The organism is Brenneria sp. g21c3 (genome assembly GCF_040240345.1).
Taxonomy (GTDB): domain Bacteria; phylum Pseudomonadota; class Gammaproteobacteria; order Enterobacterales; family Enterobacteriaceae; genus Brenneria.
This window is the reverse complement of record NZ_JBEIAB010000003.1, coordinates 392,424-406,006: the sequence shown is the minus strand read 5'-3', so window position 1 is coordinate 406,006 and position 13,583 is coordinate 392,424. Positions and strand designations below refer to the sequence as shown.

General features: G+C 52.0%; 11 protein-coding genes. 7 read left to right on the top strand and 4 right to left on the bottom strand.

The window, feature by feature from the left end; translation table 11 throughout:
• The first annotated feature begins 637 nt into the window (after nt 1-637).
• The 3 genes from ABRZ28_RS07050 to ABRZ28_RS07040 all read left to right on the top strand — a co-directional run bounded on the left by ABRZ28_RS07050 (nt 638) and on the right by ABRZ28_RS07040 (nt 3,144).
• Entirely contained in the window at nt 638-1,324 is a 687-nt protein-coding gene (locus ABRZ28_RS07050) for a gamma-glutamylcyclotransferase (RefSeq protein ID WP_319602367.1), read from the top strand.
• Between the two features lie 258 nt (nt 1,325-1,582).
• Nucleotides 1,583-2,746 carry a hypothetical protein gene (locus ABRZ28_RS07045; RefSeq protein ID WP_330519842.1) on the top strand — a complete coding sequence of 388 codons (1,164 nt, stop codon included), beginning with the start codon at nt 1,583-1,585 and terminating at the stop codon, nt 2,744-2,746.
• Between the two features lie 2 nt (nt 2,747-2,748).
• Nucleotides 2,749-3,144 (top strand): hypothetical protein, encoded by a 396-nt coding sequence (locus ABRZ28_RS07040; protein WP_330519841.1) that lies wholly within the window; start codon nt 2,749-2,751, stop codon nt 3,142-3,144.
• Between the two features lie 214 nt (nt 3,145-3,358).
• Here ABRZ28_RS07040 and ABRZ28_RS07035 read toward each other — a convergent pair whose 3' ends face one another.
• Together ABRZ28_RS07035 and ABRZ28_RS07030 are read right to left on the bottom strand one after the other, a co-directional pair.
• Nucleotides 3,359-4,402 (bottom strand): DUF481 domain-containing protein, encoded by a 1,044-nt coding sequence (locus ABRZ28_RS07035; protein WP_319602368.1) that lies wholly within the window; start codon nt 4,400-4,402, stop codon nt 3,359-3,361.
• Nucleotides 4,403-4,633: 231 nt separating this feature from the next.
• Nucleotides 4,634-5,911, bottom strand: a complete 1,278-nt coding sequence (locus tag ABRZ28_RS07030; protein ID WP_330519838.1) for an acyltransferase family protein — start codon at nt 5,909-5,911, stop codon at nt 4,634-4,636.
• A 350-nt stretch (nt 5,912-6,261) separates the two neighbouring features.
• On the opposite strand from ABRZ28_RS07030, the gene ABRZ28_RS07025 reads away from it, so the two are divergent.
• Entirely contained in the window at nt 6,262-6,510 is a 249-nt protein-coding gene (locus tag ABRZ28_RS07025; RefSeq protein ID WP_319602370.1) for a GlsB/YeaQ/YmgE family stress response membrane protein, read from the top strand.
• Nucleotides 6,511-6,571: 61 nt separating this feature from the next.
• Here the strand turns inward: ABRZ28_RS07025 and ABRZ28_RS07020 are convergent, their stop codons facing one another.
• Nucleotides 6,572-7,666 (bottom strand): ABC transporter ATP-binding protein, encoded by a 1,095-nt coding sequence (locus ABRZ28_RS07020; RefSeq protein WP_319602371.1) that lies wholly within the window; start codon nt 7,664-7,666, stop codon nt 6,572-6,574.
• Between the two features lie 182 nt (nt 7,667-7,848).
• A complete protein-coding gene (gene pdxR / locus ABRZ28_RS07015) occupies nt 7,849-9,342 on the bottom strand; it encodes a MocR-like pyridoxine biosynthesis transcription factor PdxR (RefSeq protein WP_319602372.1) in 1,494 nt (497 codons plus the stop codon).
• A 151-nt stretch (nt 9,343-9,493) separates the two neighbouring features.
• Between pdxR and ABRZ28_RS07010 the strand changes: the two genes are divergently transcribed.
• From ABRZ28_RS07010 to ABRZ28_RS07000, 3 genes are all read left to right on the top strand, one after another.
• Nucleotides 9,494-10,759: a 4-aminobutyrate--2-oxoglutarate transaminase gene (locus ABRZ28_RS07010; RefSeq protein WP_330519834.1), complete on the top strand. Its 1,266-nt coding sequence runs from the start codon at nt 9,494-9,496 to the stop codon at nt 10,757-10,759.
• A gap of 9 nt (nt 10,760-10,768) precedes the next feature.
• Nucleotides 10,769-12,223 (top strand): NAD-dependent succinate-semialdehyde dehydrogenase, encoded by a 1,455-nt coding sequence (locus ABRZ28_RS07005; protein WP_330519832.1) that lies wholly within the window; start codon nt 10,769-10,771, stop codon nt 12,221-12,223.
• 322 nt (nt 12,224-12,545) lie between these two features.
• The gene (locus tag ABRZ28_RS07000) at nt 12,546-13,574 is read left to right on the top strand and encodes an ABC transporter substrate-binding protein (protein WP_330519830.1); all 1,029 of its coding nucleotides are present in this window, start codon (nt 12,546-12,548) and stop codon (nt 13,572-13,574) included.
• Nucleotides 13,575-13,583: the final 9 nt, after the last annotated feature.

Below are 13,583 nucleotides of genomic sequence, written 5' to 3'. Positions count from 1 at the left end.
TGGGGCCGGTAATTAAAGCGAACGGTCGGGATATTGTTATCTTCTTTCTATCGCAATAATATTAAATATGTTTTTTGTGGTTAATTTTTATGATTAATCCTGCCAGCAGGGAATTTATCGCAAGGTTTCTTTTGATTTGGCCCATTTCATTAAAAACCATCACTCTAACGGCTATTAGGATTATGTTTTTCATCTCAACCGGCATGATGACGGCGCTGAACGGCGATTCGCTGTTGCCCCGCGTTCCGACAAAGCCCGACATTCGGACCGACATCCGAAAATAGTCAAATCAGTTTCCGCCGTTACCAGTGTAGATTAATTCGGAGAACTCTGACTGAAACGACAGTTTTCTCTGGGTTCTGCCGTATTGTTCAGCTTTCTCCTCTATTTCCGGCGTGTTAGAGGCATTTTGATCTCTGTTGGGTTGCGAACGCCGGGCATGAATTATCATAACGGCCCCCAGCCGTGCGCTTTTTCATTTTTTGCGGACGAGATCAAACTTGATTGCTGCACAGGAAATGAATAATCTCGTGTCATTACTGCCTAAAAAGCAGTCAAGCAACAGTGTTGGGTTTTAAGGATGGAACGATAACATGCCTGATGGGCGGTAAATAGAATGATCTGGGAGTGGTAAGTCGTGTTAACACGTGATTTTTTGCAAAAAGCAGATTGTAGAACAGCGTTTGGATGTATTGAGGATACGTTATTACTCACGCCGCAACAGCGCGCGGAATCGCTGGAAAAGACGTTGGCCTGTCGTCCCGACAATGGCCCGATCTGGGTATTCGGCTATGGTTCTCTGATGTGGAACCCGGTTTTTGATGCGGAAGAAGCCTGTCTGGCGACGCTGCATGACTGGCATCGGGCTTTTTGTCTGCGCCTGACGGTCGGGCGGGGGACGACGAATCGCCCAGGCCGCATGTTGGCATTGGTGCCGGGCGGAAAAACCACCGGGCTGGCTTTTCGTTTATCTGAGTCTTCGTTGCGTGAAGATTTGGAGCTGTTATGGAAGCGGGAAATGCTGACGGGGTGCTATCGTCCCGGCTGGTTTGAGCTACAGCAACAAAATGGTGACACTGTCACTGCACTGGTTTTCGTGTCCGCCCTGGATCATCCGCTCATGGAAGACGACATCTGCATTAAACAGGTGGCTCCGCTTATTGCCCAGGCCAGCGGACCGCTGGGTACCAACGCGCAGTATCTGTTTGCTCTGGAGCGAGAATTGAAAACCTACGGCATGGAAGATGACGGGCTATGCGAACTGGCCCGGCAGGTTCGTTTGCTGCAACAAGCGGCGGAGAACGACGAGGCAAAGCCGCGTTAACACGGGTTTTCAATCTTTACGTTGAGGTTGGGATAGCTGCGCACTAAAAGAGTCTCAGACTGATGGCAAAGCCGATAATACGCCATTGTCATCCACCTCTACGTCCCGTCATGCGCCGGTGACGATGGTCAACTGATGGCTATCCTCTGATGTTCCCGGATGGCCATTCTGATGCGGGCGTTACCGACGAGCACGGTGTGACGCAATGGCATTTTGCTGAATCCGACGAATAATGTTACATATATTAATGGATTAATTATGGCTGTTTACCATCTCAGTACGCGAATTAACTCTAATGTCCCGGCAAGTTCCCTGCTGTATGATCTGTATATTTATCGCATGGACTCCGACAGAAATAAATATCCCCTGGTGGATGTGAAGCAACAGCCGTTTCAGGCTAATTACGAAACACAGAGTCATATGACCGGAAATATCAATGAGTCGCTCTCGACCATTTATATTATGGAAGTCAATATTTACCGGAAAACCATGTTACATACGCACTGTGTTACCCCTATTCCGTTTACTAAAATGTACACACTGGAAGAATTTTCATCAGGCAAAGCCTGGTCTCCGGTTAAGCGTGAGAACCCTTGTTATTTTGTGTCAAATGGCACAATGAAGCCTGAGAGCCAGGGTGGTGAAACAAAGAAAATTAAAATTACCATCCCGGAGCGTCCATTTATTGCGAAAGAGTATCCAATAGGGTCACCACAAGATCCGTTTGAAAAGAATAAAATTGAGTCTGATATTAATAACCGATTTTATCATCAGTCTTATCCATTTCAGGCGAGTGCCAGTGTGTGCGGTCCAGCTGCATTTTTTTACTGTCTGCAAATGGATCGCCCTGATGTGTATGCACAAGCTGCGAGGGAGTTGTGGCGATACGGGAAAACTAAAATCGGTAAACTTGAGATAGCCCCCGGTGAGGGATGTCGCAATCCTGAGGGTAATTTTTATGATAACATATCAGGTCTTGATTGGATGACTCTGGCAGGACTCAGGGATTCAGAGAACGCGATATTTAGTTTTGATACCCTTGATTCTCCTGTTGCCGGTGTCACTTTGTGGCAAGCGTTGACGGAATGGTTTGAGAAAGCTGGTTATGAAAAGGTATTCAGTAATGTCGGAATCACTCAGGCAGGCACTCAGGGTATTAGAGATTTAAATAAATGCGTAGAGCAAGGCTATAAAGTCGTTACGTTAATAAATGATGGGCTTCTTGAAGGTAGTACAAACTATACAACGTTACCTACACACTGGATTGTATGGGATGGTTCTGTAACGCAAGATAGTAATGGTCATGTTCATTTGAAACTATTTTCCTGGGGAAAATCAATCAATTGGGTTAAAAAAGGGGAAAGCTTACAGTTTTTTATTAATAGGTTCTTTGGGGGGATGGTTTTTAAACCATTAAAATAGCCATGAAGATAGTTGTTGTGGTTTTCATCTTATTTATATTATCAGCGTGTGTTTTACATGCTGATGTTACTCCTGATGGTAATGTTCTCAATGATGCGATAGTCGGAACGCCTTATGTCAGTGAAATAAATATAAATGGTGGGGCTGTATTTTCTCTGGATTCTAACAGAAAAGAAAAGTTTGTAGGTGAAATAATCCCATCCGATACAGGATTAACTTTGAAGTATTGCAATGACTCTCCTGCTCACAATTGCGTCAGGGTTCAGGGTGTACCTGTTAAATCCGGCGTTGTTAACGTACGAGTATCTGGCGGGTTGTTTGGTACTAATGTAGCGATAGGCGGTAGGTTTGATAAAACCTATAAAATTTTGATCAAGCAACCAAGTAGATCTTTTTGAGATCGTTTGTATGTAAACTCAAGATACGAGCCAAATATCCGTAAAAGAATACCGGTCACCTTAAGTAATCAGTATTATCCTGTAGCGGTACTCACTGGATTATATGAGAAGATCCAGTCATGCAAGATTCTAATGGAAGCCCATCATAAAAAAGCCAGCGAACCATCGTTATCCACGCGGTTCGCTGACGGTATTTCATTCTTGACGCGGCGAATTACCAGCCTACGCCCACGCCCATGGTGTACAGCGTATCGTTGACATTACCCTGTTTGCTTTCGGTTCGGGTGCGCGTCACCTTCATATTCATCGAAGACCAGTCGGTCAGCTTGAAACGCAGGCCGGCATCGGCTTGCAAATAAAGCGGCGCGGTAGCGTCGAAGGAGCGACCCAGTTCACCGCTGGTGAAGGCTTCTACCGATTTACTAAACAGGAAACGGTTGTAAGCCCATTTAATACCGCCTGAGTAGAAGTCGTCTTTATCGTTATCCTGATAAATATAGGCCTGAGTACCGACCAGCGTCGTCAGCGAGAAGGCGCCTAGGTCGTTATCCCAGAACTGATAACCAGGACCCAGCGCGAATGAACGGTTGATCTTGATATTCTCAATCCAGTCACGCTTGTATTGGTAACGTCCCTGCCAGTACCAGTGTTCGTCGATGAATTTATCCAACGCATATTCGCCGCCGGCATTCTTGGTGCTTTCGACCTTGTTTTCTTTTGCCAGGTGGTAGCTGGCGTCAATATTGTGGCGCCAGGTTCCGTGACGGGCTTGCGTGCTGAGCGTGGCGTCATAGTTATCCGTTGTCGTCGAACTTTTCTTGTGCGACATCCCGGCATCAATATTGCCTTTCCAGGATAAGTCCGTTACCAGCGGCTTCTGGGCAACGATGGATTTGATCTCAGAAAGCTGCAATGTTTGCGGCCCGGCAGCGTCGTTGGCAAGCGAGGGCATGGCGATAATCGCGCGATTTTCCCCAGCCTTAACCACCGGATACAGCGAGCCTTCCTTATAGCGTTCGCCCTGAATCACCAGACCGTGATCGGTTTCGAAGGTTTTTACCTTATCCCATGAAACAGAGATTGAACCGGCATAATCGGTGGTAATGAACAATTTACCGCCGTCGAGCAGTGTGATCTTACCGCTGATCTGGTCGCCATTGGTCAGCCAAATGGTGTCGGCATGGCTTTGGGTAATACCTGCGGAAGCAAGCGTGATAACCAGACTCAGGGAAGATATTGCGTGTTTGGATAGTGTCATTTTGCCAGATAAACAGTAGTGACAAGTGTTGGAAAGCCGTCATTTAAGACGTACCGCCGATGATTCATTAACCGGTTCAAACCGGAATGGGGAACATTAACAGGAATTGAAAGGATGCTCTAGCCCAAAACGGGGGTTGATTAGAATGTAAATAGTTATAAAAGATGCGATTGATTATTAACAGCTATAACGCGAGGTCTATCACATTTCACGTTATAGCTGCTACAAGACTCAGGTTGCGCTCTGTGAGCAGGATGACACATTGCGATTCAGGTAACGCTCAGTCAGACATTGTCGAACACGAAGAACAATCTGTTCCTGGAACAGTACGCACAGCGCTACGGTGGACAGCAGGAAAATAATATAGCCCGTCATCGATAGCTGAACCTGCCCGGCGGCGGCGACACAGCGATCCCACTCGCTGAAACACGCCAACGGATTGCCGCGCACCAACTGTTCAACCGTACGGAATAAGTTAAACAGCGGCACATGCAGTGCGAAAATGGATAACGACGCGGCGCCCAAGCGTGGCGACCAGTGGCGCAACCATTTGCTGTCGGGTTCCCGCGCCAACGCGCAGAGGCAGACCAGCATGACCTGCGCAGGCAACAGCAACCCGTTATGCAGCAGAAAGTACCAGTAGGCTTCGCCATGGGTGTACAACCAGGTGCCGATAACAAAGTTGACCACGATAAACAGGACCAGGCCGTAATACCGTCCTCTGGTCAGCGGTTTTGTGCTTTTTTGACGATAATTGCGAAAGATGGCATAGCCCAGAATACCAGCCAGAAACTCAGGCAGACGGAAGATCGGTCCGCGCTGTAACAAGCCGGTATAAGGCATCCCATATTGCTGTTGCCAGATCACCCAAATCGGCGGCAGCAGATAGAGCAGGAACACGATCCCCATCCACACCCAGGGATGAAGGCTTCTTAGCAGCCGGGGCGCCAGCAGGGGAAACGTCAGATAGAAAAAGAAAAGCGTAGAAAGCGACCACAGCGGGGCATTGAAGGTCAGGAAGTAGGGGTTCCACGCTTGTAGCATCAATAACTGCAACAGACTGTTAAATGCCAGTTGGGTGTTTGTCATGTAGTGGCGCAAGGTTTGCGGATCGACATTCGGATCATTGGTGTCGTAAATCACGAAACGGGCGCTGGCCACTTGCCCTTCCGGCGGAATAGCGAGCCATTGCATCAGGGTCACAACGGCGATGGACGCCAGCAACGCGATAATATGAATCGGATAGAGATTAAAGAAACGTTTTGCCCAGAACCGGCGGGCGGGTTCACGTAAGCGGCCGTCCCTGATATAGACATGCGCCAATAAAAAACCAGACAGTACAAAGAATGTGCTGGTGGCAAAAAATCCCATGCTGGTGAGCTCATCCAGAAACGGCACGCGCGCGCGTTGAGGATAAGTATGGATCGTATGATAAATCATCACATAGCAGCCGAGCAGAAATCGCAGCCATTCCAGCCCGATAAATCGTTCTTTACTGACTTCCTTCATGTTGTTCCTCAGTCAATCCTGTTGAAACAGCGACAAAGTGCTGTAATAAACAGTTTAGCCGAGGGGCATATCGCCTTACTTAGGATTACTTCTATAATCAACGGCAAATAACCACTTCGTTTAGGAAAGGTTTACAATTGGATAACAGCTATCGCGGGAACATCCATAGTCGATAATATAATCAACCGGTTAGTTAAACGCCTTCTCGTCTCCCCGAATGATAATTCTTGTCTATACTTACAACCGCGTGTCCTGCACCAATAATTTTGTAGATAAACTCATCGGTGCTGTTTGCTGTTGTCCGACGGAGGGCGGGGAGTAGAGCCCTCCATAATAAAAGCGAGGTTAATATGGGAATTTTGTCCTGGGTTATTTTTGGGTTGATTGCAGGTATTTTGGCTAAGTGGATCATGCCTGGTAAAGACGGAGGTGGTTTTATCCTGACGGTGGTGCTGGGGATTATCGGTGCCGTGGTCGGGGGCTATATCAGCACGTTCTTCGGTTTTGGTCGCGTCGACGGTTTCAATTTCGGCAGCTTTATCGTCGCGGTGATTGGCGCGATTGTCGTACTGTGGATATACCGTAAAATCCGCGGCTAAGTCAGTTCGTTCCGTGAGAAAACGCACGCCACTTCGGCGTGCGTTTTTTGTCGGTCTTGTATCAGTGGGTTTTTACCACATCCAGCGCGCGCAGATGTTCCGGGTGCCAGGATAACGTCACTTCGCTACCGGCTTTCCAATGCGGTTGAATTTCACTGGCGGGCAGTTTCACCATAAACTGCGGCTGACCGGCGACTTCGGTCATCATGCGTACATGATCGCCCAGATAAATAAACTGTTGGATGCGCGCCTTTACCTGTTGGGCGCCGGCGCCGGGGTTGTCCGCATTAATCCGAATGCGTTCCGGTCGAATACATAGCGTGATTTTTTTACCGGGCGAGCTAGGGCGAACCTTCAGCGCCTGAAGCTGGGTACCGTCATCCAGCGTGGCGCGATAGAAATTACCGTCCGAACCGGACTGAGTGGCGATCAGCGTATTGTTTTCACCAATAAACTGCGCCACAAAAGCATTTTCCGGTTTTTCATAAATATCGCTCGGGCTGTCCATCTGCTGAATCACGCCATCGTTGAAGACGGCCACGCGGTTGGACATGGTCATCGCTTCGCTCTGATCGTGGGTCACATAGACCACGGTTAGCGCCAACGACTCATGCAATTCTTTGATTTCCAACTGCATATGTTCACGTAACTGTTTGTCCAATGCGCCCAGCGGTTCATCCATCAGCACCAGTTTAGGTTCGAAAACCAGCGCGCGCGCCAGCGCCACGCGTTGCTGCTGGCCGCCGGACATTTGCGCAGGGTAGCGATCGGCCAGACTGGTCAGCTTGACGCGATCCAGAACGCGGTCGACTTTCTCTTTGATGTCAACCTTGCTCAAACGGCGGATAGACAAGGGAAACGCCAGGTTTTCGGCCACGGTCATATGTGGAAATAGCGCGTAGTTCTGAAAGACCATCCCGATGCCGCGTTGGTGCGGCGGCAGATTATGCAAGGGCGTATCGCGCAGGAAAATCTCTCCTTGCGTCGGCGTTTCGAACCCGGCAAGCATCATCAGACTGGTGGTTTTCCCCGATCCGGAAGGGCCGAGCAGGGTAAGAAATTCGCCTTCTTGAATATCCAGGTTCAGGTTTTTTACTACCAGGCGATCACCGTCGTAGGTTTTCTGAATGTTCTTGAAACTGACATAGGTTCTCATTATTCCATTTCTCGCGGTAACGTGTCTTAACCTGACTTATGCATAAATCATGCCTGTTTGGTTAAATCGAGCGTGGCGAATGAGTTAAAACCGATAGGGCAAAAAAAGGCCGCCTGCTTTGCCCCATTATGGTGATGCAAGCCAACAGCAAAGCACTATGATGGTGCGTGGAAATAAACCGCTTAACGGGGCGGATTTGTGGATATTTGTGCATGAATGCAGTCGACAATCACCGCGAATGACTCGGCCATTTTACGCTCTTCCACACAGGCATATCCCAGCAGCAGCCCCCGATCTCGGGTTTGGCGCAAATAGTAGCTGGAAAGCGGTCTGACCATGACGCCGCGTCGCAGAATCTGCGCGCTCAGCAGCACATCATCGATGCCGGCGGGCAGTCTGAGCAGCATATGCAGTCCGGCGTTGCTGTTATCGCCGATATAGTCCGCGCCGAGATGTCGTTCGATAAGCTCGGTCAATATGGCCCGACGTCGGGCGTAGAGTAACCGCATGCGGCGGATATGGGCGGCATAGTGTCCCTCGCGGATAAACTGACCGAGCGTCGCCTGCGTCAGCCAGTGGCCGCCGCGGTAAAGCTCCGAGTGCGCGACTTTCAATTCTCTGGCCAGCTGCGGCGGCAGCACCATATAACTGACGCGCAGCCCCGGATATAGCGTTTTGCTGAAGGTGCCGATGTAGATCACCGGGGATTGGGTTTGCAGTCCTTGCAGCGCGGGGATGGGATTGCCGGAGAAGCGAAACTCGCTGTCGTAGTCATCTTCCACCACCCAGCAGCCATGTTCCTGCGCCAGCGTCAGCAGACGCTGCCGCCGCGCCAGGCTCATCACCGCGCCCAACGGGTATTGATGCGACGGCGTCACGCAGATCAGGCGCGGGATCGACTGGGATGAAACGGTATCCGGCGGCGCCATTCCCAGCTCATCCACCTCAATTGGCGCGACGCGCAGCCCGTTAATCGTCAGCAGATTACGCGTCCCCCAATAACAGGGATCTTCAATCCAGGCCAGATCGCCGGGATTACAAAGCATCTTCGCCAGCAAATCCATCGCCTGGTGCGTCCCTTCGGTAATCAGAATCTGTTCGGGGGTACATTCGACGGAACGCGCGACGCGCAGGTAATCCACTAGGGCCAATTGAAGCTCGGGACAGCCGCCGACGGGCGAATATGACAGTTGTTCAGGCTGCACCCGGCGGGTCAAACGGGTTTGTATCCGGCGCCACAGGTCATGGGGAAAACTGGCGATATCGGGAATACCCGGCATGAAGGCTCCCCATTGGCGGGCGGAAGCGCCGGCATACCCCAACAGATGCGTTCCGCGGCGCGACAGCTCCTGCATGGGCTGACGCGGAAAAATTTCGCTGTCATCGCGCACGGGCGCCATATTGCCGTCAGGCAATTGCTGCGTGACAAAGGTACCGCTTCCGGTTCGCGCCTCCACATACCCCTCGGCCAACAGTTGTTCATAGGCCGCCAGCACGGTATTGCGGGATAGCGACAGCTCATGCGCCAGATCGCGTGAAGAGGGCAACCGGCTGCCGGCGGTAATGGCGCCATCGAGAATGGCCAGTCGGATACTGTCATAAAGGCGCTTATTCAGCGTGCCTTCCTGCTGATTACTCAAACGCTGAAGTAATAAATCGGTTAAGAGCGAACGCAAAAGTGGATCCCTTAAATATTAAAAACTGGCTCTGGATTATAGAACCATCTAGCGCATAAATAGCAACAGAAAGATGTGAGGCGACCAATCACATCACGGTCATAGCGCCGTCATCGGTGAGTTGGGTGAGTTCTTTGAATCGGAGCAGAAAATGAGTAATAGCGAATTAAATCAACGACGTCTGGCTGCCACTCCGCGTGGCGTGGGAGTAATGTGCGATTTTTATGCCGCGCGTGCGGAAAATGCCACGTTATGGGACGTCGAGGGACGCGAGTTCATCGATTTCGCCGCAGGGATCGCTGTGCTGAATACCGGTCATCGCCACCCGAAAATCCTGGCGGCGGTGCGTGAGCAATTGGATCGCTTTACTCATACCGCCTATCAGATTGTGCCTTACGGCAGCTATGTCGAACTGGCTGAGCGCATCAACGCGCTGGCGCCGATCAAAGGAGCGGCGAAAACCACGTTCTTCACCACCGGAGCGGAAGCGGTGGAAAATGCGGTAAAAATCGCCCGCGCCTATACCAAACGTCCCGGCGTCATCGCCTTCGGCGCCGCATTCCATGGCCGTACGCTGCTGACCCTGACGTTAACCGGCAAAGTCGCGCCGTACTCTACCGGCTTCGGCCCGTTCCCCGGTTCTATTTTTCACGCCTTGTACCCGAATGCGCAGACGGGCATTACCGTTGAACAGTCGCTGGAAAGCATCGACCGCCTGCTGCATACCGATATCGCCGCCGATCAAGTGGCGGCAATTCTGCTGGAGCCGGTTCAGGGCGAAGGCGGATTCAACGTCGCGCCGCCTGAATTCATCAGCGCGTTACGCAAACTATGTGACGAGCACGGTATTCTGCTGATCGCCGATGAAGTACAAACCGGTTTTGCCCGTACCGGCAAGCTGTTTGCGATGGACTATTACGCAGAGCAGGCTGACCTGATTACGATGGCGAAAAGCCTCGGCGGCGGCTTCCCGATTTCCGGCGTAGTAGGCCGCGCCGACGTGATGGATGCGCCCAGTCCCGGCGGATTAGGCGGCACCTATGCCGGTAATCCGCTGGCGGTGGCCTCCGCGCTGGCGGTACTGGACGTCATCGAAGAAGAGAAGCTGTGTCAGCGCTCGCAACATCTGGGCGCGGCGCTGGTGGAAACGCTGGAAAAGGCAAAACAGCAGTGTCCGGCATTGGTGGCGATTCGTGCTCAGGGTTCAATGGTGGCGGCCGAGTTCAACGATCCGCAGACCGGCAAACCTTCTGCTGAAATTACGCGCAAGTTCCAGAAAGAAGCGCTGGATCAGGGGCTGCTGCTGCTGACCTGCGGCGTACACGGCAACGTCATTCGTTTCCTGCATCCGCTGACCATTCCTGACGATCAGTTTAGTAAAGCACTAAGCATTCTGACTCGGGTGCTTACTCAGTAAGAGGAATATATGCAACTGAATCAAAAAACATTATTTCGCCAACACTGTTTAATCGACGGTGAATGGCATGACAGCCAGAGCGGCGAACATCTTGAAGTGGTCAACCCGGCCAACGGCGAGGTGTTGGGCGTCATCCCGCTAGTGACCGCGTCACAAACTACCCAGGCGATCGCCGCCGCACAACGGGCGCAGGCCGAGTGGCGCAAGCGTACCGGGAAAGAACGCGCGGCCGTGCTGCTGGCCTGGTCGCGCCTGATTACAGAAAATCAGGAAGATCTGGCGGCGCTGTTGACCGCGGAACAGGGCAAGCCGCTGGCGGAAGCGCGCGGTGAAATCGGTTATGCCGCATCGTTTATCGACTGGTTTGCCGAAGAAGCCAAACGCGTTGAAGGCAGCGTACTGCAATCCCCGCAGGGTCAGCAGAGACTGCTGGTGATTAAACAGCCGATCGGCGTTTGCGCGGCCATTACGCCGTGGAACTTCCCGGCGGCGATGATCACCCGCAAAGTGGCTCCCGCGCTGGCGGCGGGCTGCGCGATGATTGTCAAACCGGCCGAACAAACGCCGTTTACCGCACTGGCGCTGGGGGAACTGGCGCAACAGGCGGGGATCCCGCGCGGCGTGCTCCAGGTGATCACCGGGGATGCGCAGTCGGTAGGCAAAACGCTGTGCGACAGCCCGGTGGTGCGAAAACTGAGCTTTACCGGCTCAACGGAAGTCGGCCGTATTCTGATGGCGCAAAGCGCGCCGACGGTGAAAAAGCTGTCGCTGGAACTGGGCGGCAATGCGCCGTTTATCGTGTTCGACGATGCCGATGCGGATCTGGCGGTGAAGGGCATTCTGGCTTCGAAATTCCGCAACAGCGGACAAACCTGCGTCTGCGCCAACCGCATTTATGTACAAAAAGGCATTTACCCGACGCTGGTTGAAAAGCTGGTTGCCGAGGTCGAAAAACTCAAGGTGGGCGACGGCACCCAGCCCGGCGTGACGCAAGGCCCGTTGATTGACGACGATGCCATCGACAAGGTACAGCAGCATATCGCCGATGCGCTGGCGAAAGGCGCAACCTTGCTGCTCGGCGGTAAGCCGCATGAGCTGGGCGGAACCTTCTTCACCCCGACGATTATCGGCGATGTCACGCGCGATATGCGTTTTGCCCGCGAAGAAACATTCGGCCCGGTGGCGCCGCTGTTTCAGTTTACCGATGAAGCCGAGGTGGTCGCTCTGGCCAACGATACGGAATTCGGGCTGGCGGCATATGTCTATACGCGCGACGCCGTGCGCCAATGGACCGTACCCGAAGCGCTGGATTACGGCATGGTCGGTATTAACACCGGGTTGATTTCAAATGAAGTCGCCCCCTTCGGCGGTGTGAAACAGTCGGGACTGGGACGCGAAGGATCGCGTTTCGGTATCGAGGAGTATCTGGAAATGAAATATCTTTGCGTCGACCTTTCCAGCTAGTCCGGGTAACGGCATGAGGGGGGATAACAGCTACGATGAGGATTTTATTGTATTTGTTTAGCAAACCCCTCATGCACTTTAACGGTGCGGACCGATAAAGGTAACGCACTGTTAAAGGGAGATACTGGCAACAGAAAAATTGTCCAAACGTCGGGTTGCTTATTCCCACGCGTTGTTCAGCCATCCTCGCCAGCCATTACGCCAAACCTTCATAAACACCCAATGTGGCACAGTTTATGCTTAATCGTTATGTATGCTGCATCAAGGATTTGGTGCTTGCTTGCCTGCTTTACGTTGACTAACACACATCAGGAGCCGAACTATGTTGAAGAAAATTGCCGTATCCGCGTTTCTCGTCGCAATGGCCTGTCAGGCGCAGGCGGAATCCATCACTGTGATCTCCTTTGGCGGCACCAATAAGGACGCACAGGACAAAGCATTTTACAAACCGTTCGCCGCCGCCGGTCTGGGGACGGTTCAGGCCGGCGAATACAACGGCGAAATGGCGCGTATTCGCGCCATGGTGGAAACCGGCCAGATTGGTTGGGACGTGGTAGAAGTGGAAGGCCCGGAATTGCTGCGCGGCTGCAACGAAGGTCTGTTTGAACCGCTGGACTGGAAAAAACTGGGCGATGAGTCGCAGTTCGTCAAAGGTTCGGTATCAGAATGCGGCGCGGGGATCTTCCTCTGGTCAACGGTATTAACCTATAACGCGCAAAAACTGCAACAGGCGCCGAAAAACTGGGCGGATTTCTGGGATGTGAAAAACTATCCGGGAAAACGCGCGCTGCGTAAAAGCGCTAAATTCACGCTGGAAATCGCTCTGCTGGCCGACGGCGTAAAACGTGAAGACCTGTATAAAGAACTGGCGACGCCGGCCGGCGTTGACCGTGCGTTCAAAAAACTGGATCAGATTAAATCCAATATCCAATGGTGGGAATCCGGTGCGCAGCCGCTGCAATGGCTGGTTTCCGGCGACGTGGTGATGAGCTCGGCCTACAACGGTCGGGTTGCCTCCGCGCAAAAAGAAGGGCATGACTTCCGCATCGTCTGGGCCGACAGCATTTACGATCTGGATAGCTGGGCGATTGTGAAAGGTACTAAAAACAAGGCGCTGGCTGAAAAATTCATCGCCTTCGCCAACCAGCCTGAAAACCAGAAAATCTTCGCCGAAAACATTCCTTATGGTCCGACCAACATCAAAACCACCAGTCTGATCGCGCCGGAAATCGTCAGCAACCTGCCCACCGCGCCAGAGAACCTGGCTAAGGCGCTGCAAGTTGATACCGAGTTTTGGATCGATCACGGTGAAGAACTGGAACAGCGCTTTAACTCATGGGCTGCTCAGTAATTAAGTAAT

What these genes read in the sequence shown, in the direction of transcription:
- ABRZ28_RS07045 (WP_330519842.1), top strand. Translation starts at nt 1,583, where the DNA reads ATGGCTGTTTACCATCTCAGTACGCGAATTAACTCTAATGTCCCGGCA.
- ABRZ28_RS07040 (WP_330519841.1), top strand. Translation starts at nt 2,749, where the DNA reads ATGAAGATAGTTGTTGTGGTTTTCATCTTATTTATATTATCAGCGTGT.
- ABRZ28_RS07035 (WP_319602368.1), bottom strand. Translation starts at nt 4,402, where the DNA reads ATGACACTATCCAAACACGCAATATCTTCCCTGAGTCTGGTTATCACG.
- ABRZ28_RS07030 (WP_330519838.1), bottom strand. Translation starts at nt 5,911, where the DNA reads ATGAAGGAAGTCAGTAAAGAACGATTTATCGGGCTGGAATGGCTGCGA.
- ABRZ28_RS07025 (WP_319602370.1), top strand. Translation starts at nt 6,262, where the DNA reads ATGGGAATTTTGTCCTGGGTTATTTTTGGGTTGATTGCAGGTATTTTG.
- ABRZ28_RS07020 (WP_319602371.1), bottom strand. Translation starts at nt 7,666, where the DNA reads ATGAGAACCTATGTCAGTTTCAAGAACATTCAGAAAACCTACGACGGT.
- ABRZ28_RS07010 (WP_330519834.1), top strand. Translation starts at nt 9,494, where the DNA reads ATGAGTAATAGCGAATTAAATCAACGACGTCTGGCTGCCACTCCGCGT.
- ABRZ28_RS07005 (WP_330519832.1), top strand. Translation starts at nt 10,769, where the DNA reads ATGCAACTGAATCAAAAAACATTATTTCGCCAACACTGTTTAATCGAC.
- ABRZ28_RS07000 (WP_330519830.1), top strand. Translation starts at nt 12,546, where the DNA reads ATGTTGAAGAAAATTGCCGTATCCGCGTTTCTCGTCGCAATGGCCTGT.